The sequence below is a fragment of the Bordetella sp. genome (genome assembly GCF_057362025.1).
The window spans coordinates 1-19445 of sequence record NZ_JBMQQZ010000059.1 but is presented as its reverse complement, the minus strand read 5'-3'; the positions used below and the strand labels follow the sequence as shown (position 1 = coordinate 19445).

Here is a 19445-nt window from a genome sequence, read left to right as displayed (position 1 = left end):
GCGCTCGGTCCCTGCGCGTCGACAGGACCCTGGATGCGCGCCTCAGGCCGCGGGGAACGGCCTTTCGGGGGGCGCCGGCACGCGGTTTTCCAGGCCCAGCGTCTTGACCAGCGCCTCGGCCGAATACGGCTTTTCCAGGAACTCGAAGCCGTGGGTGCCCTGCTCGGCAAGCACGTGGCTGTAGCCGCTGGTCAGTACGATGCGCAGGTCGGGCCAGCGCCGGCGTGCCCGGGACGCGAGTTCGATGCCGTTCATCCCGGGCATGACGACGTCCGAGAACACCACGTCGAAACGGCCGTTGCGGGCATTGAGCAGCGACAGCGCCGATTCCCCGTCGGTGGCCCAGTGCGCCGTCAACCCCAGTTCGTGCAGCAGCCCGAGGGTGAAGCGCCCCACGGTTTCGTTGTCTTCGACCAGCAGGACCGATATGGGCTTGCCGGTGGAGGACAGGGCGATGGGGTCGCCATCGGCGCCGCTGTCGGCCACCGCGCCGGCCCGCGCGCAAGGCAGGTAAAGCGTGAAGGTGGAACCCTTGCCGGGTTCGGTCGCCACGGCGATTTCGCCGCCCGATTGCTTGGCGAAGCCGTAGGCCTGGCTCAGTCCCAGCCCGGTGCCCTTGTTCACGGCCTTGGTGGTGAAGAACGGTTCGAATATCCGCCGCAAGGCGGCGGGCTCGATGCCCGTGCCCGTGTCGGTCACCGACACCGCGACGAAGTCGCCGCTGGCGCCGGAATGGCCGCGCACGGGCGGGATGTGGTCGACCTGGCGCGCCGCGATGGTCAGCCGCCCGCCGCGCGGCATCGCGTCGCGGGCGTTGATGACGATGTTCAGGATGGCGGTCTCGAACTGGTTCGGATCCGCTTCGATCGGCCGCATGCCTTCCGGCAGATCCAGTTTCAGCCTGATCGGCGACCCGATCGAGGTATGGATGATCTGCTCCATCCCGCGCAGCCGTATCGGGACGTCGAAGACTTCCGGCATCAGGGGCTGCTTGCGCGCGAACGCCAGGAGTTGCCGGGTCAGCTGCGCCGCCTTGCCCGCGGTATCGATGATGGCGTTGATATAGCGCGTGCGCTTTTCTTCGGCCAGCGCGGGGCGCCGCAGCAGTTCCGCGGAAGAGCGGATGATGGTCAGCAGGTTATTGAAATCGTGCGCCACGCCGCCCGTGATGCGGCCGATCGCCTCCATCTTCTGCGCCTGGTTCAGGGCGTCGCGGCTGCGGTCCAGGGCCAGCTGGGCTTCCCGCCGTTCGGTCATATCGCGGGTGATTTTCGCGAAACCCATGAAGGTGCCCTGTTCGTCGCGGATGGGATCGAGCACCACGCTGGCCCAGAAGCGCGTGCCGTCCTTGCGTATGCGCCAGCCTTCGCCCAGGAAACGGCCGTCGCGCAGGGCGGTTGCCACCGCGCGTTGCGGCTCGCCGCGTTCGCGGTCCTCTGGCGTATAGAAGTGCGAAAAGTGCTTGCCAATGACCTCGTGCGCCATATAGCCCTTGATCGCCTGCGCGCCCGCGTTCCAATTGGTGATCCGGCCGTCCTGGTCCAGCATGTAGATGGCGTAGTCGCGCACGCCCTGCACCAGCAGCCGGAAGCGCTGCTCGGCGGCGAACAGTTCTTCGTGGGCGCACTTCTTGTCGCTGATATCGCGCGTGACCTTGGCGTAGCCGATCAACACCCCATGGTCGTCGAGCACGGGGTCGATCACCACGCTGGTCCAGAAACGTGTGCCGTCCTTGCGCACCCGCCAGCCCTCGGCCTCGTAGATGCCGTTTTCCGCGGCGATGCGCAAGGCGCGCTGCGGTAGGCCGTTGTGCCGGTCTTCTTCGGTATAGAAGCGCGAAAAATGCTGGCCGATGATCTCGTCCGCGGTATAGCCCTTGAAGCGTTGGGCGCCGGTGTTCCAGCTGACGATGTATCCATCCGTATCGAGCAGGTAGATCGCATAGTCGCGGATGGCGCGCAGCATCAGTTCTGTGCGGCGCTGAAGGCTGAGGGCCCGCAGGGGCGAGCCCGATGGATTCGGTGAATTGGGATCGTTCATGGCGCTCTCTGGGGCCTTCGTGGCGTGGGGCGCACGGCCGCATCCGGCATTGCCTGGGACCGCGGCGACGCCGGGATACCACAAGGATATAGGGGCGTAGTCTATCCTCAAAGCGGGGAAAAATCTGGCGCATGGTAGAGCAGCGGCGCGGCATGTTCTGCGATGTATTGCCGCAGCCACCCGTGCCCCGGATCCTCCTGGTGGCGTTCGTGCCAATACAGCGACACCGACAGCTTCGGCAGTTTCAAGGGAACGTCCAGCACGGCCAGGCCCACCCCGCGCGGCGCCGCCTTGGCCACGCTCATGGGCACGGTGCATATCAGGTCCGACGCCGCCACCACGTAGGGGCCCACGAGATAGCTGGACAATGTCGCGGCCACGGTGCGTTCGCGGCCCATCCCGCGCAGCATGCGATCGATGGCGCTGCTGAAGTGGCCGGTATGCGCGGCCAGGTCGACGTGCGGATAGCGCAGGTAGGCATCGAGGTTCCAGCGCCGGCGCAGGCAGGGATGCTGTTCGCGCACGATGCAGACCGCGGGTTCGTCGTACAGGAAGCGGGCGCGCAGGTTCTGCGACGGATCGGGAAAATAGCCCGCCAGCAACTCGACGTGGTTCGTCTCCAGCATGCTCAGGCCGTGCTGCAGGCGGGCCGGCATCACGCGCAGCTGCAGGTGCGGCGCCTCCCGCGCCAGCCCGGGCAGCACGCGCGGCATCAGCGTGAACTGCATATAGTCGGTCGCGTACAGCGAAAACGTGCGCGCCGTGACACGGGGGTCGAATGCCTCGCGCGGGCCGGTCGCACGCTGCCAGCGCGCCAGCAGCGGCTGGAACTCCTGGTGCAGCGCCAGCGCGTGCGGCGTCGGCTGCCACTGGTTGCCGTCGCGCTCCAGCAGGGGATCGTTGAACAGCTTGCGCAGGCGGCTCAGCGCCGCGCTCATGGCCGGCTGGCTGACGCCGACGTGTTCCGCCGCCCGCGAGATCGTCCGCCATGTCATCAGCGCGTCGAAATGGATCAGCAGGTTCAGGTCCGGGGATTTCATGGGCGCGTGGTCGGATCGAAGGGGCCGGGCCCCGGGGCCACCGCACTGCGGCATCAATGCGATTGATACCACTATAAATGGAAATGACTGCCGTCCGCGCCCGGCCCGTCCTAGGATTTCCCCTGCAGGACACAGCGCCCGGATTCCGGCGGACCACGATCCGCGCCCGGGCAACCACGGACAAGGGGAATCGATACATGAAACTACTTACGCCAAGCAGGTGCCGGGCGCTCCTGGCGGGCACGATCATGGCGCTATCCGGGGCGACCGCCATGGCGGCCTGGCCGCACGACAAGATCGTCCGCCTGGTCGTGCCGTTCGCGGCGGGCGGCTCCACCGACCTGATCGCCCGCAAGCTGGCCGAAGGGCTGGGCAAGAACCTGGGCGCCAACGTGATCGTCGAAAACCGCCCCGGTGCCGGCGGCACCGTCGGCACCGACTACGTCGCGCGCCAGCCCGCCGACGGCTACACCATCCTGATGGGCTCGGTCAGCACCCACGGCAGCGCCCCCTGCATCTATTCGAACCTGCCCTACAACGCGGCCAAGGACTTCACGCCGCTGGCGGTCGTGGCGACGATACCCAACGTCATCGTCGTCAATAACAACAAGGTGCAGGTGTCGGATCTGCAGTCCTTCGTCGCGCTGGTCCGCAAGGACCCCGACCGCTACACCTATGCCTCCAACGGGCCGGGGACCTCGAACCACCTGGCTTCGGCCTTCTTCACCAATGCGGCCGGCATCTCGATGACCCACGTTCCCTATCGCGGATCGGGCCCGGCGCTGATCGATCTGCTGGGCGGACAGGTCGACATGATGATGGACGTCATCATGACCTCTTATCCCTACATCAAGGAAGGTAAGTTGCACGCGCTGGCGGTCACGTCCGCGCAGCGCAGTCCCATGCTGCCCGACGTGCCTACCGTCGCCGAATCCGGCTACCCCGGTTTCGAGGCCATCGTGTGGTTCGGCATGTTCGCGCCGGCCCATCTGCCCGCCGACATCACCGCGCGCCTGAGCAAGGCCATCGTCGCCGTGCAGAACGGCCCCGATATGAAGCAATACCTGGAAAGCACCGGATCGCAGGTGTCTTCCGTGACCGGCGATGCCTTCGCCGCCATGATCAAGGACGACAACGCCAAATGGTGCAAGGTCGTCAAGCAGGCCGGGATCAAGCTCGACTAGGCCTGCGCCCGCATGCGCGGCGCGTTGCGCGCCGCGCCCAGATTCACTCTTTCAGGAAGACAACGATATGTACCGGATCGGCATAGACGTCGGCGGGACGTTTACCGACTTCACCATGATCGACGAAAGCGCCGGCGTGGTGCATTTCCACAAAGTGCCTTCCACGCCGGACGACCCCTCGCGCGCCATCGCGACCGGTATCGCGGGGCTGCTCGAGATGCATGGTGTCGAACCCGCGCAGGTTTCGCACGTGGGCCACGGCACGACGGTGGCGACCAACCTGATCATCGAGCGCAAGGGCGCGCCGGTCGGCCTTATCACCACGAAGGGTTTTCGCGATGTGCTGGAGATCGGCCGCCAGACCCGTCCGCACCTGTACGACTACGGCGTCGGCAAGCCGCCCGTCGCGGTGCCGCGCCAGTTCCGCATCGAAGTGGCCGAGCGCGTGCAGGCCACGGGGGAGGTTCGCGAGCCGCTGGACGAGGACGCCGTGCGCCAGGCCGCGCGGTACTTCAGGGAACATCGCATCGGCGCCATCACCATCTGCTTCCTGCATTCCTACCGCAATCCGGTGCATGAACGACGTGCCCGCGACATCGTCGCCGAGGAAATCCCGGATGCGTACATCAGCCTGTCCAGCGAGGTGCTGCCGGAGTTCCGCGAATACGAACGCCTGTCCACGACCGTGCTGAATGCCGCGGTCGGGCCGCGCATGGCCGGCTATCTCGAACGTTTTTTGCTGCGCGTGCGCGAACTGGGCATCGCGCACGAGCCGCACACCGTGCATTCGAACGGCGGTCTGATGTCCATCGCGAGCGTGCGCCAGTTCCCGGTACGCACCTGCCTGTCCGGCCCCGCGGCCGGCGTGGTGGGTGCCGCCGCCGTGGGCCGCGTGATCGGCAGCCCCAACCTGATCACCTTCGACGTCGGCGGCACCAGCACCGATGTGTCGCTGATCGTCGACGGCAAGCCGCTGTTCACCTCGCACCGCCACGTCGCCGGCTATCCGGTGAAGACGCCCATGGTGGACATCCACGTCATCGGCGCGGGCGGCGGCAGCATCGCATGGATGGACGACGCCGGCGCCTTGAAAGTGGGCCCGCACAGCGCTGGCGCCGTTCCCGGTCCCGTCGGCTACGGCCGCGGCGGCGAGGAACCCACGATCACCGATGCCGAAATCGTGCTGCAGCGGCTGAACCCCGTCGCGCTGCTGAACGGACGCATGCCGGTGCACGCCGAAGCGGCGCGCCAGGTCATCCAGGACAAGGTCGCGCGTCCGCTGGGCCTGGGGATCGAGGACGCCGCCGAAGGCATCCTGCGTATCGCCACCGCCAATATGAGCCGCGCCATCCGGGCCGTCTCCACCGAACGCGGCCATGATCTCTCGCGCTTCGCGTTGTTCGCCTTCGGCGGCGCGGGTCCCCTGCATGCCGTGGAGGTCGCGACCGAATGCGGCATCCCGCGCGTCATCGTGCCGCAGGAGCCGGGCACCATGTGCGCGCGCGGCATCCTGCTCAGCGATATCTCTTTCGATTTCGTGCGCAGCGAGATCGCGCTGGCCACGGCGGATAACTGGACCCGCGTGGCGGGCATCTTCGACGCGCTGCGCCAGCAGGCGGACGATTGGCTGGCCGCCGAAGGCGTGGCGCCCGGCCTGCGCGCGGCCCATTGCGCCATCGACGCGCGCTACGAGGGGCAGAATTTCGAGGTACAGGTACCGCTGGACGACACCGCCGCCAGCGGTTTCCAGGAGTTCCTGTCGCGTTTCAACCAGGCGCATCTGCGCGAGTACGGCTACGACGTCGACGACCGCGCCATCCAGATCATCAACTGCCGCGTGCAGGCCACCGGCCAGGTCATCAAGGCGCCCCTGTCGCCGCGCACCGTGCGCGGCACGGTGGACGAAGCCCGGGTCGGCACGCGCAATACGTATTTCGGCGCGGCGCACGGCTGGCTGGAAACGCCCGTCTACGACCGCGGCCGCCTGCCCACCGGCGTTCCCTTCCATGGCCCGGCCCTGGTCGAGGAAATGAGTTCTTCCACCGTGGTCGGCGTCGGCCACCATGCCGTGGTGGACGACTACGGCAACCTGATCATTACCCTGCAAGGCAACGCAAATGGCTGAAGCTTCCCGCACCGACGACACTTTGGCCGATCCCATCGGCATGGAGGTCTTCTGCAACCGGCTGCTGTCGATTACGGAAGACATGAACAACACGCTGGTGCGCGCGTCGTTCTCCACCAACATCAAGGAACGCAAGGATTGTTCGGTGGCGCTGTTCGACGCCGCCGGGCGCCTGGTCGCGCAGGGCACGCAGATCCCCTTGCACCTGGGCTCGCTCAATGGCGCCATGCAGGCCATCCTCGAGCGCCACGCGGTGGAAACGATCGAAGACGGCGACATTTTCATCTGCAACGATCCCTACCTGGCCAACGGCAGCCACCTGCCCGACATCAACATCGTCACGCCGGTATTCTGGGAAGGCCGCCTGCGGTTTTTCGCCGCCAACATCGCGCATCACGCCGACGTCGGCGGGCCGGTGCCGGGCTCCATCGCCGGCGGTTTGAACTCCATCTTCGCCGAAGGCATCCGCATTCCGGTCACGCGCCTGGCGCGCGCCGGCAAGGTGGACGACGACCTGCTCAACCTGATCTGCGCCAACACGCGCGATCCCGAAGAGCGCCTGCTGGACCTGCGCGTGCAGATGGCGACCAACCGGCGCGGCGCGGCGGCCATGCAGGGCCTGATCCGCCAGATGGGCCTGGATGCCGTGCTGCGATCGGTGGACGACGTCATCCGCTATACCCGCCGGCGGCTGCTCAATCGCATCGCCGACCTGAAACAGGGCAGCTACACCTTCCATTCCGACCTGGACGACGACGGCCTGGGCGGCGACCCGGTGCGCCTCCAGGTCACCCTGACCGTGCACCCCGAGCGGCTGCATTTCGACTTCACCGGTTCGGGGCGGCAGGCACGCGGCGCGATGAATCTGCCGGTGAACGCGCTGCGCGCCTCCGTCTACTACGCGGTCAAGGCGCTGCTCGACCCGGACATCGCACCCAACGCGGGCCTGTTCGAACCCATCGACATTTACGCCCCGCTGGGCACCATCACCAATCCGGAACACCCCGCGGCCGTCGGCGCGCGCTCGATCACCGCGCAGAAAGTGGCGGGCGCCATCTTCGGCGCGTTTCGCGGCCTGCTGCCGCCTGAAAAAATCATGGCCTCGGGCAACGACTGCTGCCCGGCCATCGTGTTTTCCGGCAAATGGGCCACGCGCCCGGGCCAGTTCGTGTACCTGGAAACGCTGGGCGGCGGCGCAGGCGCGCGATACGACAGCGATGGCATGGATGCGATCCACGTGCACATGACCAATACGTCGAACCTGCCCGTGGAAGCGCTGGAAAACGAATATCCGCTGCTGATGGACGAGTACGCGATGATCGCGGATTCCGGCGGCGCGGGCCGCACGCGCGGCGGCCTGGCCATCGCCAAACAGATCCGCGCGCTGGTGCCGGGCATCGTCTTCTCCGCCCGTTCGGACAGCCATACGGTGGGTGTCGCCACCGGCGTCGACGGCGGCCTGGACGGACGCCGCGCGCGCCTGGTCCGCAACCCCGGCACGCCGAACCAGGAAGAGCTCTTCTCCAAAACCGCGAACATCGTGCTGGACGCGGACGAAAGCGTGCGCATCGAAACGCCTGGGGGCGGTGGCTATGGCAGGCCCGCGCACCGCGCGCCGGAGCGCCTGCGGCGCGATCTGCTGGATGGCAAGATCAGCGAAGGGGCGGCACGGGACGTCTATGGTGTGGTGGTGGACTCGGTGCGGTCTTCGTGACGGTTTGCTGACAAGTTCCTTGCGTGGGCGGGGGGCTTCGGCCACGAGCGTCCAACATGTGATCCGATGCGGCCGCGATGGCCCGGCATGCGCGTACGCGCGGTTGCGGTGGGGGAGGGGCGTGCGCTAGCCTTGATGGGTTCGCCGCCCCGCGCGGCCCCGTCAGGAGATCCCGCCATGCCGACCGCCCCGCAGTCCCCTCCCGTCTGGTTCATCACCGGTTGCTCCACCGGCTTCGGCCGCGCGCTGGCGCTGGCGGTGATCGCCCGCGGCTGGCCGGTCGTGGCCACCGCGCGCGACCAGGCCCGCATCGCCGACCTGGCGGAACAGGCGCCGGACCGCGTACTGGCATTATCCCTGGACGTGACGGACACGGCCGCCATCAGCGCGGCGGTGCGCGCGGCGCAGGAACGTTTCGGCCGCATCGACGTGCTGGTCAACAACGCCGGCTATGGCTACCAGTCCACGGTGGAAGAGGGCGTCGAAGCCGAGATCCGCGCGCAGTTCGACGCCAACGTGTTCGGCTTGTTCGCCATGACCCGCGCGGTGCTTCCCGGCATGCGGGAACGGCGGCGGGGGCACATCATCAACATCACATCGGTGGCCGGCCTGGTGGGCTTCCAGGGCTCCGCGTATTACGCGGCCTCCAAGCATGCCGTCGAAGGGTTTTCCGATTCGCTCGCGGCGGAAGCGGGTTCGCTCGGCATCCGGGTAACCTGCGTCGAGCCCGGCCCTTTCCGTACCGATTGGGCGGGGCGTTCCCTGCGGCAGACGCCTACGCAGATCGCCGACTATGCCGAAAGCTCGGCCAAACGCATGCAGGCCACGCGCGAAAACAGCGGCAAGCAGATCGGCGACCCGGACCGCGCCGCGCAGGCGATGATTCATATCACCGAAGTCGACACGGCGCCGCGGCATCTGGTCCTGGGCGCCTTCGGGGTGAAGGCCGTGACCGATAAGCTGAAGGAACGCCTCGATCAGATCGAGGCGTGGCGGGATGTCGGCCTGGCGGCCGATTTCCCGGCGTAAGCTTGCCGGGCGGGCCCACGACGTATATGGCGGATCGGTTACGGGGGGCGGCCGCGGCCTACCGGAAACCGCCGTTGCCGTGGACCCGGTTCGCAAACAGCTGGCTGGATGTGGGCTGAACGAGCGTGGCATGGTGGCTGTTGCACCAGATATCGCCGTCCACGGCACCGATGTCGGGGTCGACATCTATCGAACAGTTAACGTTCTTATAGTTGTTGACGGAGCTTTCAAAGGTCATCGTGCCGTTGCCATTCGAGCCGGCGGATACCGACCGTTCCATGTCGGCCTGGAAGGTGAACGAGTTGTCGGTGGCCTTGCACGTCACCGAGGTGACAGCGAGGTCGCACTTTACGGCGTTTTGTATTTTTTCTCGGGCCGACGAAGGCTTGTCTTCCGCCCAGCCGTCGGAAGCCAGAAATACTCCCGCCAGAGCAATACAACAAGCGATGGAACCAAGTCCGTAAGCGATGCGCATGATGTCTCCAGGTTGGCCGTGCAACGCGGAACAGTCTAGGGGTGCACAACGGATGGACCGGAGTAATTCTTTGGCGCCGTATGAAACAGCGGCGGGCCGGCACGATATTCATGTCGACGGGGCCGATCCTTATCGTCCGGCCGCACGTGGACGGCCGACACCCTTAATCGACGATGAACAACATCGCCCCGGTGGACGTGGAAGACCGGTGCGCCTCGGCGCCGTCCGCGACCTGATAGCTCATCCCCGGCTGCAAGGTGAATCGCCGCCCGTCTTCCAGTTCGGTATCCAGCGAGCCCGACAGGCACAGCAGGATATGCCCCTTGCTGCACCAATGGTCCGCCAGATACCCCGGCGTGTATTCCACCATGCGCACGCGTATGTCGCCGAACTGGCGCGTGCGCCACAGCGCCTTGCCCGTCGTTCCGGCATGTTCGGTGGTTTCTACGGTCGACCAGTCGGTCGTGCCAAAGGGAATGTCGGAGAGTTTCATCGTGGGGCAGGGGGCAAGCGCGCGTGGGCGGGAAACGATACGATGGATCGCTATTGTAGAGGCGTCAGCGTATAGCGGATGTCGACCGCCCTTCGCAATCCGAAAACAACGCCCTGGGCATCCGCGCCCATGTCGAACGCCGCCGTGATGCGGCTGCGCGACGGATCCAGCGCGATCGTGCCGGATGGCGTCGCCGGATCCGCCGCGATCAAGGGCAGGCTTCTGACCTCGCTCCATGTCAGCGATGTGGCGATGCTGTATTGCCCGTCTGCTTCCCGCCGCACCACGAATTCAGTGGCGCTCGGCGCCGACGTCGGGCCTTGTGCCTGCAAGCCGTCCGGCAGGCGCAGCACGTAAGTGTCCGTCGACGACGCGAGCGCGGCGACGAAACCTTCCGGTATCCCGCGATGCATCCATCGCGTCAGGGCGGGCATCGCCGCACCCGCCAATTCACGCAGCGCATGCATGGCCCTGCCCATGGCGGCAAGCCGGGCGTCCTTGTCCAGGGTCGCCGGGAAACCGGCGCTGTATATCGCATGTCCATGCGGCCCGATGCCCTCCACGCCCAGCGCCATGCCCGGTTGGTCCAGCATGCCGCGCGCGAATCTTTCGCAGACGACGAACCAGGAAGGCTCGCCGTCCGGCGCATGCAGTTCCACGGGGCGCGAGAGCAGGACCTCCCCGGCGGGCGGCGCGGTCAGATACCGGTCGAACGCGCAATGCAAGGCGTATCCGATGCAGGGTTTCGCCTCCTGGTTCGCGGCATCCCAGTCCACGCCGAACTGGCTGGCGATGGCGGCGCGCAATGCGTCGGCATGGGTTTCTTCCGGAATGGCCGGGCTGTCCGGGCGGTGGATATCGCGCCTGCCATCCGCCTGCGCGCGGGCGTAAACCGTGGAGACGGCGGCTCGCAGATTACGTTCCACGTACCACGCCAGCGTCAGGGTGGACGTGCAGGCGTCCAGGCGTTGGCATTGTTCTTTGGGCTGCCCGGTGGACCAGTCGGCCAGCGCCTCGATGGGTTCGCGCAGGGATGGGACCGTCAGCCCGACCCGCGCCAGCGCCGCGTCCATGCGATCGTCCGTCCCCGCGTACTTGGGGCCTGCAAGGCTCTCGATCGCGGGCCAAACCATATCCTGGGCGAGCGCGGAGTTGGTATCCGCGGACACGTCCTCGCCCATGGCGGCGAGGCGCCGGCTATGCCGGAACAGGATGTCCGCCACGTCGCGCAGCTGCGAGCAGACCTGCTGGATGTCGGCGTCGGCGCGCATCAGCGTCCGGATCCATAGACGCATGGAATCGCGTGCCCTGGGCGGCATGGCGCGCCGCGCGTCGATCGCCGATGTCAACGCCGCTTTGTCCACCAGGGTTTCGAAGGTGGATAGCGTCCGGCTGGCGTCACGCAACCTGCCCAGTTCGGCATCGGACATGCCGCGCAGGATATGCGCGTGGGGATCGTGGCCGTCGCCGTGCAACAGGGTGCGCACGGAACGTACGGCGTGTCGAACGGATGTTTCCAATTCATCCGGCATGGCGGTATTGAACGCCGCCAGCGTCCTGCGCAGTTCCCATAGCGCGTGGCCAAGCGCCGCCAGATGGGTCAAGGCCACTGGCCTGTCCTGCATGGCGATCGATTCGTGCAGGCGGGCCAGCGCCTCTTCCACTGCCCGCCGGTCCCTACCCAGCATATCGGCCTGTACCGCCGCCACCGCCGCAGTGATCGACGCCTCCTTCAGCGCGGGCATATCGGGCCGTGCATCCAGCGATGCCCTGAAAGAGGACAACTGGCGGGGCTGCAGCACGCGCAACCCCGCGGATCGCCAGCTGTCCGGCAAGCGATTCATGACCAGCGCCAGCGCTTCGGTCCGTATGCGGGCGCGCAACAGGCTGGAGTTGGGCAAAAAGCCGGTCAACTCGGACGCCGCGCTGTCCAGCCGATGGTATAGCGCCTGCATGGCCTCGCCCACCCGTTGGCCGCCGGCGCGCCACTCGATCGTGCGCGCGGCTTGCACGGCGGCCACGCGTTTACGGTTGTCCAGCTGCAGGCGCAGGGCTGCGCGCCACGTCATCAACGCGTCGCCGCTGCAGACGGCGTTGAACGCAAGGGCCGCGTCCACCTCGTCCGGATACGCGCCGTAGAACTCGTCGTGAACGGAAAGCTCCGGCCAGGCCTGGGCCGCCAGCCTGCCCAGTTCCTTGTCGGTCAGGATATCCAGCATGCCGCCCAGCACCTGCGCGGCCGAACGCGTGGGCGAAGATAGCCATAGCCCGATGCCGTGCAGTTGTTCCAGCGTATCGCGCACCTGGTGCGCCGCTTCCGGCGTGCAGTCGTTGGTTTTGAACAGCCGTCCGAACAACGGCGTACCGATGCGCGCCGCGAGGGTGCGCGCCAGGACCTGTTCCAGCGTGTCCAGGAAGCGGTTGGCCGTGTGGCGCAGTTTGTCCGTTTGAAGATCGGCGAGCGCGCGCGTCCACGTCGCGCTTCCCGCCATGTCGTTGTACAGCTGCGAAAGCGGTTCCGGGTCCTTGATGGCATCCAGGCAGCGCTGCAGGACGGCGACGATCGCCGGTTGTTCCAGTTCGATGCCGCCGGACATTGCATCCTGGCAGACGGCCTGGAGCAGTCTTGCGCCATCGCGCGGGGACAGCCCGTCGAGCTGGCGCCGGCTCCATTGATCGATGAAGCGATGCGTGGAGTCGGCCAGGCGGGTCTCGGCCTTCTCCTGCCGCATGGCGGCCCGCCGCTGGGTGCCGGCCACGATATAGCGTATCGCATAGCTCAGTCCGCCAGTGGCGGCCGGCCGATGGCCCGTATCCGACGCGCGGCGGGCCGGACCGGCTTGGGCCCGGGCCGGCAGCGTGGCGGCATGGGCGTCGGTTGCCTCGCGCGCGTTGGCGGAAAGCATAGCGGACAGCGCGTCGCTGCAGCCATCGATGGGCATGGTGTGCCTGCTCCGAAGGGGAACCGGCATCCTGGGCGGGAACCGGCAGGGAGGAAGAGGAAAGCACTGCGTACCGCGTTACGACGTGCGTAGGTGTCAGGGCACCATCCGGTGTTCCTGCCTATCGTGTCCGCGCCCCTCTCCCTTCCCCGGGGACGTCTGCACCGCCGGCGCGACGTCGGCCGCGGTCAGTGCGCGTCGGCCGAAGGCGCTTTCGGCGCTTGTACCTTGCGCATGAGCGGCACCAGCGCGGTCGCCATGACGAAACACGCCATGACCGCCAGGAATGCATCCGAGTAGGCCAGCGTTTGCGCTTCGCGATACGCCAGCGACCACAGCCGGGCCAGTCCCGCCGTGACCGGGTCGTTCGACCAGCCCGCTGCCTGCGCCGTCATGCGGGCCAGCGCGTCGTCCATCGCTTCGTTGCGTATGTTCAAGTGTTCGGCCATGCGAAAGAAATGCAGGTTGGTGCGGTCGTTCAGTATCGTCGCGCAGACCGCGATGCCGATGGCGCCGCCCAGGTTGCGCATCAGATTGAACAAGCCGGACGCCAGCTTCAGCCGGGCCGGCGGCAGGCTGCCCAGCGTGAGCGTAACGGTAGGCGCCACGGCGAATTGCTGCGCTATGCCACGGAAAGCCTGCGGCAGTAGCAATTCGGCGCCGCCCCAGTCATGCGTGATGGGCACGAATTTCCACATCGAAAAAGCGAAGCAGGCCAGCCCCGCCATCAACAGCCAGCGCAGGTCGACGCGGTTGGCCAGCAGGGTGTACAGCGGGATCGACATGATCTGGAACAGGCCGGTCGAGAAGATGGCGGTGCCGATCTGCAGGGCGCTGTAGCCGCGCACATGGCCCAGGAACAGCGGCGTGAGATAAATGGTGGCGAAGATGCCGACCCCGCTGACGAAGGAGAACAGGCAGCCCAGCGCGAAATTGCGGTCCTTCAGCGCGCGCAAGTCCACGATGGGCTGGGCGTAGGTCAGGCTGCGCCAGACGAAACCCACGCCGGCCAGCCCCGATATCCAGGCGGTGGTCAGGATGGTGGGATCGTTCAGCCAGTCCCAGCGCGGGCCTTCCTCCAGCGTGTATTCCAGGCAACCCAGGAACAGCGCCATCAGGGCGATGCCCGGGTAGTCCGCGCCGCGCAGCAGCGACGGGTCGGGCCTGTCGACGCGCACGAACATGGGCACCATGACGGTCACGAACAGGCCCGGCACCAGGTTCACGAAGAACAGCCAGTGCCAGGAGTAATGGTCCGTGATCCATCCGCCCACCGTCGGCCCGAGCGTGGGCGCCAGCGATGCCAGCCCGCCCACGGTGGCGGCCGCCAGCACGCGTTGCGGGCCGGCGAAAAAGGCGAAGGCGGTGGTGAAGACCAGCGGGATCATCGAGCCGCCCAGGAAACCCTGCAATGCGCGGAACGCGATCATGCTCTGGATGTTCCAGGCCCATCCGCACAGCAGGCTGGCCACGGTGAATCCGGCCGCCGATGCGGCGAACAGCCAGCGGGTCGACATCACGCGCGCCAGCCAGCCGGACAAGGGGATGACGATGATTTCGGCGATCAGGTAGGCGGTCTGCACCCAGACGGTTTCATCGACGCCGGCCGACAGCCCGCCGCCGATGTCCTTCAATGATGCCGAGACGATCTGGATGTCCAGCAGCGCGATGAACATGCCCGCGCACATGGTCGAGAACGCGAAGATCTTCTCGCCGGTGGACATATCGGCCGGAGAGCGCGGTCCCGCGCCGCCACGGCCGGCGGCGGGGGCGCGCGCGGCCGTGGCGGCCCCGCCATCCGGCAGCAATCGGTCGTCCCGCCCGGCGGCGGCCGTTGGGCTCATGGCCGCCGCCGCGTGTCGATCTCCGCCTGCACGGACAGGCCCGGACGCAGCAGGCCCAGCCGCGCATCGGCGTCGTCCAGGACGATGCGCACCGGCACGCGCTGCACGATCTTCGTGAAATTGCCCGTGGCATTTTCCGGCGGCAACACGCTGAACTGCGCACCGGTGGCGGGCGCCAGGCTGGCGACGCGGCCATGGAAGACGCGATCCGGCATGACGTCGGCGACGATGATGGCGCGCTGGCCCGGCGCCATGCCCGCCAGCTGGCTTTCCTTAAAGTTGGCATCGATCCACAGCCCGGCGGCGGGCACCAGCGACAGCATCTGCGCCCCGGCCGGCACATAGGCGCCCTGGCGCGCGCGGCGGTTGCCCACGGTGCCGTCCATGGGGGCGCGCACTTCGGTATAGGAAAGATTCAAGCGCGCCTGCTCGCGGTCGGCGGTGGCTTGCGCCAGCGCGGCGCGTGCCTGGCCTTTCTGCGTATCGATGACGTCCAGCTCGCGCTGCGCGGCCACCAGCGCCGCTTCGGCCTTCTGCTGGTTGGCCACCGCCTGCTTGTAGTCGGAGTCGGCCTTCTGCCAGCTTTGGATGGATACCGCCGCGCTCGTCGACAGCGACTTATAGCGCGCCTGGTCCTGGCGTGTGCGCACGGCCTCCGCTTCGGCCGCCGCCACGCCCGCGCGCGCCTGCAGGATCATGGCTTCCTGCAGGCGCCGGTTGGCGTCCAGGTTGGCCAGCAATGCCTGCTGCGCGGCCACGGTGCCATCCGATTTGTCGAGGGCGGCCCGATAGTCGCGGTCGTCCAGCTTGACGAGCAGATCGCCCGCGCGCACCGCCTGGTTGTCGCCCGCGGCCACTTGCGCGATATAACCCGGCACTTTCGTGCCCAGCACGGTGATGTCGCCGCCGACATAGGCGTCGTCCGTCTCTTCGATGAAGCGTCCTTCGGTCCACCAGCGGTATCCATACGCGGTCGCGCCCGCGGCGGCGATCAGGATGGCGGCAAGATAGGCCAGCCGGCGCCCCCGACCGCGCGCGGCGGGGATGGCGGTGGAACCCGGGGTAAGCGTGGGCGCGGCCGCGCCAGCGGTGGGGGGAGGCATGACGACGTTCTCTGGGGGGCTTGTCGATGGTGGATAGTGAAGGCGGCCGGCGTTTCCGGGTAGGTCCAGGCGGGGTATCCGGGCAGGCCCCTGCGGACGTTTCCGGATAGAGGCGGGCGGACGTTATGGGATGTGCTCGGGCGCGGAACGCTTCAGTCGCCGATGGCGGCGGCAGCAATGGTGGACGCGGCCGGCGCGGCGTCGTCATACCCCTCCGGATCGAAGCGTTCGTCCGGCGCCAGCCCCTCGCGTTTGCGCGCGGCGAATTCCATGCGGTAACGGGCTCGCGGCGTCGCGGCGGGGCCGGCAACCACGGCGTATTCGCCGGGCGCCAGGATGCGGCCCGTGGACGTGTCCACCCAGCGTTGTTCGACCGGCGCGCCGGTGTCGCGCGCGACCAGCATCATGGCCGGGCCTTCCGGCGCGAAATAGCGATTGCCCCAGGCCATCATGGCCATCATGACGGGGCGGAAATCGTGCGCCATCGGCGTCGGAACGTATTCATGGCGGGTGGGGCGGCGCGTATAGACGCGCTTTTCCAGCAGGCCCAGCCGCACCAGCTCCGCCAGCCTGCGCGTCAGGATGTTCGGCGCGATATCCAGGCTTTTACGGAATTCGTCGAAGCGCGTCATGCCCTGGAAGGCATCGCGCAGGATCAGCATCGTCCAGCGCTCGCCCACCCGGGCAAGGCTGCGCGCGATGGGGCAGGGCATTTCGGCGAAATCGGTGGGCGTCATGGCGTAGTGACTTTCAAGTTGAAAGTGATTCTAATGGAGTTAACTTGCATTTTGCAAGTCATAGGTCCCGCGCCGTCGCACGCCTGCGCGGGGCGGCCCCGGCCTGGCATCGGCATCGGTGTGGGGGTCCGTGTCGGATGATCGCGATCGGCGCGAACGGCGCAAAAAAATACGAAGCCGCCAGGCTGGTTGCCAAGTCGCCGATCGAGACCGCCCCCGCGGCAGCTCGCCAGGAATGGCAACGGCCCGCGCGCAGGCGGGCCGTCCGGGCATCTCTACCGAAAAAGGAAACCTAGTCGCGGAAATTCTGGAATTGCAGCGGCAGGTCCACATCGGTCTTGCGCAGCAGGGCGATGACCGCCTGCAAATCGTCGCGCTTCTTGCCCGTGACGCGCAATTTGTCGCCGTTGATCTGGGTTTCCACCTTGAGCTTGGCGTCCTTGATGGCCGCGATCAGTTTCTTGGCGATGGGCTGTTCGATCCCCTGTTTTATCGTGACCTTCTGGCGCGCGCCGCCCAGGTTCACCAGCGGGTCGGCCGGGTCCATGCTGCGCGGATCGATGCCGCGCGAGGTCAGGCGCCCGCGCAGGATATCGATCATCTGCTTGAGCTGGAAGGCCGATGGCGCAGTCTGCGTCACGACGAATTCTTCGAGTTCGAATTTGGCATCGGTGCCCTTGAAGTCGAAGCGCGTCGCCAGTTCGCGGTTGGCCTGGTCGACGGCATTGCTCAACTCGTGCTTGTCCACTTCCGATACGACGTCGAAGGAAGGCATGGTGAAGTCCTCTCTGCTGAATATCTGGCGCGATTTTCCCACGGCCGACGGCCGGACGGAAAGCCGCTATGCTACCGGAGGGTCCGGCCCGTTCGCCTGACGCGCCGGACGCGCATCCCGTTCCGCCATCGAGGAGTCCCAGGCAAATGATCAAGTTCTACTTCAATCCCGGCCCCAATCCCATGAAGGTCGCCCTGCTGCTGGAAGAGCTGGGCCTGCCTTACGAAACCGTGCCGGTCGATATGCGCAAGGGGGAACAGCATCGTCCCGAGTACGTGGCGATCAATCCCAACGCCAAGGTGCCGGCCCTGGTCGACGGCGATGCCACCGTTTTCGACAGTAACGCCATCCTGCTGTACCTGGCTGAAAAGACCGGCCGCTTCCTGCCCGCGGACTCGCCCGCCGACCGTGCCCAGCTGCTGTCCTGGCTGATGTTCATCGCCACCGGCGTGGGGCCCTATTCCGGCCAGGCCGTGTACTTCCGCAATTTCGCCCCGGAGCCCAATCCCGCCGCGCTCAACCGCTACGACTTCGAGGCCGAGCGCCACTGGCGGGTCCTGGACGAACGCCTGGCCGGCCGCCCGTACCTGCTGGGGGATACCTACACGATCGCCGATATGGCGATGTGGGGCTGGGCGCGCATGATGCCCAACATCTTCGGCGGCGAGGATCCATGGTCGCGCTTTCCGGCGGTGCAGCGGCTGTTGAACGAGATCAGCGCGCGGCCGGCGGGCGTGGCGGCGGAAGCGCTGAAGACGCGCTTTACCTTCAAGAAGGAAATGGACGACGATGCGCGCCGGCAGATGTTCCCGCAACTGGCCCGCATGCAGGCGGGTGCCGCGTGATGCCGGCGCCGAGGCGCTTTCCGTGGCGTTCGGCGCTGCGCCGCGGCCCCTGGCGTCGTGCCTGAACCGCCCGCCCGGCCCCGGCCATGACCGACCGCGTCCCCGTCCTTGATCCCGCGCCGGCCGGCAGGTTGTCGGCGCGCCAGCGCGCCCAGCGCCTGATCGCGCTGGTCGAGGCCGCCAAGGGCGTGGGCGCGCTGGCCGCCAGTATCGGCCTGCTCAGCCTGCTGCACCATGACCTGCGGCGTATCGTCATGGTACTGATCGGCCATTTCGGCCTCGATCCCGGCGGCCATTATCCGGAGGAACTCCTGCATTTCGCGACGGTGCTGCAGGACACCAGCGTCCGCACGCTGGTCGCGCTGGCCTCCTGCTATGTGATCCTGCGCCTGGCCGAGGCCTACGGCCTGTGGCGCGACCGCGCGTGGGGGGAATGGCTGGGCGCGCTGTCAGGCGCCATCTACGTGCCCTTCGAAGTCCGCCACCTGATACATCGGCCGGGTGCGCTGGCCGTGGCGGTGGTGCTGTTCAATGTGGCCATCGTGGCTTTCCTGGCGTGGCAACTGTGGCACCGGCGCCAGCCCGCCGCGCTCGTCCGGCGCTGAGCGATCTCCCCGGGCATCGATGCCGCGCCGTCACCGCGCGATCGTGGGCCGGGAACCGGCGCGCAACCGCTCGATGGCGCTGCGCTTCGTGGCGCCGGGCGGTGTCCCGCATGGCCTTGTTTTCAATGCGCCGGCCCGCGCACCGTGACGCGCTGTCCCCACTCCATGGCGGTCTTCACGACCATGGTCAGCAGTGCCAGGCAGGCGAGCAAGCCTGCTGCCGTAAACGCGGCCACCGTCTTGTAGTCGTCGTTTAGTTGTTCGATCAGCAGGGGCAGGGTCACGGTCTTGCCGCGGATCGCGCCGGATACCACGGACACCGCGCCGAATTCGCCCACCGCGCGGGCATTCGTGATGATGGTGCCGTACAGCAGGGCCCACTTGATGTTGGGCAGCGTAATGCGCCGGAAAATTTGCCAGCCGCTCGCGCCCAGCGTCAGCGCGGCGTATTCCTCGTCCGAGCCCTGGGCCTGCATCAGCGGGATCAGAATGCG

16 protein-coding genes are annotated in these 19445 nt (G+C 67.2%); 6 read left to right on the top strand and 10 right to left on the bottom strand.

The window, feature by feature from the left end; genetic code table 11:
- Window positions 1-42 precede the first annotated feature (42 nt).
- Window positions 43-2040, bottom strand: a complete 1998-nt coding sequence (locus ACO1P8_RS11280) for a hybrid sensor histidine kinase/response regulator (protein WP_486295978.1) — start codon at window positions 2038-2040, stop codon at window positions 43-45.
- 107 nt (window positions 2041-2147) lie between these two features.
- Window positions 2148-3080 carry a LysR family transcriptional regulator gene (locus ACO1P8_RS11275; protein ID WP_486295977.1) on the bottom strand — a complete coding sequence of 311 codons (933 nt, stop codon included), beginning with the start codon at window positions 3078-3080 and terminating at the stop codon, window positions 2148-2150.
- A 197-nt stretch (window positions 3081-3277) separates the two neighbouring features.
- Here ACO1P8_RS11275 and ACO1P8_RS11270 point away from each other — a divergent pair, with 197 nt between their 5' ends.
- The 4 genes from ACO1P8_RS11270 (at window position 3278) to ACO1P8_RS11255 (ending at window position 9132) form a co-directional block, all read left to right on the top strand.
- Window positions 3278-4264, top strand: a complete 987-nt coding sequence (locus ACO1P8_RS11270; protein ID WP_486295976.1) for a Bug family tripartite tricarboxylate transporter substrate binding protein — start codon at window positions 3278-3280, stop codon at window positions 4262-4264.
- 67 nt (window positions 4265-4331) lie between these two features.
- Window positions 4332-6389, top strand: coding sequence for a hydantoinase/oxoprolinase family protein (locus tag ACO1P8_RS11265; RefSeq protein WP_486295975.1), 2058 nt, complete (start codon window positions 4332-4334; stop codon window positions 6387-6389).
- Window positions 6382-8103 carry a hydantoinase B/oxoprolinase family protein gene (locus ACO1P8_RS11260; protein ID WP_486295974.1) on the top strand — a complete coding sequence of 574 codons (1722 nt, stop codon included), beginning with the start codon at window positions 6382-6384 and terminating at the stop codon, window positions 8101-8103. Before ACO1P8_RS11265 ends, ACO1P8_RS11260 begins: the two co-directional genes overlap by 8 nt.
- Window positions 8104-8280: 177 nt before the next feature.
- Entirely contained in the window at window positions 8281-9132 is an 852-nt protein-coding gene (locus tag ACO1P8_RS11255; protein WP_486295973.1) for an oxidoreductase, read from the top strand.
- 58 nt (window positions 9133-9190) lie between these two features.
- Here ACO1P8_RS11255 and ACO1P8_RS11250 read toward each other — a convergent pair whose 3' ends face one another.
- The 7 genes from ACO1P8_RS11250 to ACO1P8_RS11220 all read right to left on the bottom strand — a co-directional run bounded on the left by ACO1P8_RS11250 (window position 9191) and on the right by ACO1P8_RS11220 (window position 17501).
- Window positions 9191-9607, bottom strand: a complete 417-nt coding sequence (locus ACO1P8_RS11250; protein WP_486295972.1) for a hypothetical protein — start codon at window positions 9605-9607, stop codon at window positions 9191-9193.
- 163 nt (window positions 9608-9770) lie between these two features.
- Window positions 9771-10100 carry a DHCW motif cupin fold protein gene (locus tag ACO1P8_RS11245; protein WP_486295971.1) on the bottom strand — a complete coding sequence of 110 codons (330 nt, stop codon included), beginning with the start codon at window positions 10098-10100 and terminating at the stop codon, window positions 9771-9773.
- Between the two features lie 50 nt (window positions 10101-10150).
- Entirely contained in the window at window positions 10151-13042 is a 2892-nt protein-coding gene (locus ACO1P8_RS11240) for a hypothetical protein (RefSeq protein ID WP_486295970.1), read from the bottom strand.
- Between the two features lie 188 nt (window positions 13043-13230).
- Complete coding sequence (locus ACO1P8_RS11235; RefSeq protein WP_486296058.1) at window positions 13231-14766, bottom strand: DHA2 family efflux MFS transporter permease subunit; 1536 nt, start codon at window positions 14764-14766, stop codon at window positions 13231-13233.
- Between the two features lie 116 nt (window positions 14767-14882).
- On the bottom strand, window positions 14883-15989 hold the full coding sequence (locus ACO1P8_RS11230; RefSeq protein ID WP_486295969.1) for an HlyD family secretion protein: 1107 nt from the start codon (window positions 15987-15989) through the stop codon (window positions 14883-14885).
- Between the two features lie 152 nt (window positions 15990-16141).
- On the bottom strand, window positions 16142-16726 hold the full coding sequence (locus tag ACO1P8_RS11225) for a winged helix-turn-helix transcriptional regulator (protein ID WP_486295968.1): 585 nt from the start codon (window positions 16724-16726) through the stop codon (window positions 16142-16144).
- Between the two features lie 292 nt (window positions 16727-17018).
- A complete protein-coding gene (locus ACO1P8_RS11220) occupies window positions 17019-17501 on the bottom strand; it encodes a YajQ family cyclic di-GMP-binding protein (RefSeq protein ID WP_486295967.1) in 483 nt (160 codons plus the stop codon).
- A 146-nt stretch (window positions 17502-17647) separates the two neighbouring features.
- Between ACO1P8_RS11220 and ACO1P8_RS11215 the strand changes: the two genes are divergently transcribed.
- Both ACO1P8_RS11215 and ACO1P8_RS11210 read left to right on the top strand, forming a co-directional pair.
- Window positions 17648-18346 carry a glutathione S-transferase family protein gene (locus ACO1P8_RS11215; protein ID WP_486295966.1) on the top strand — a complete coding sequence of 233 codons (699 nt, stop codon included), beginning with the start codon at window positions 17648-17650 and terminating at the stop codon, window positions 18344-18346.
- A gap of 86 nt (window positions 18347-18432) precedes the next feature.
- Window positions 18433-18951 carry a DUF2127 domain-containing protein gene (locus tag ACO1P8_RS11210; protein ID WP_486295965.1) on the top strand — a complete coding sequence of 173 codons (519 nt, stop codon included), beginning with the start codon at window positions 18433-18435 and terminating at the stop codon, window positions 18949-18951.
- A gap of 122 nt (window positions 18952-19073) precedes the next feature.
- On the opposite strand, the gene ACO1P8_RS11205 is transcribed toward ACO1P8_RS11210, so the two are convergent.
- On the bottom strand, window positions 19074-19445 hold a 372-nt coding region (locus ACO1P8_RS11205), incomplete at its 5' end, for an ABC transporter permease subunit (protein ID WP_486295964.1).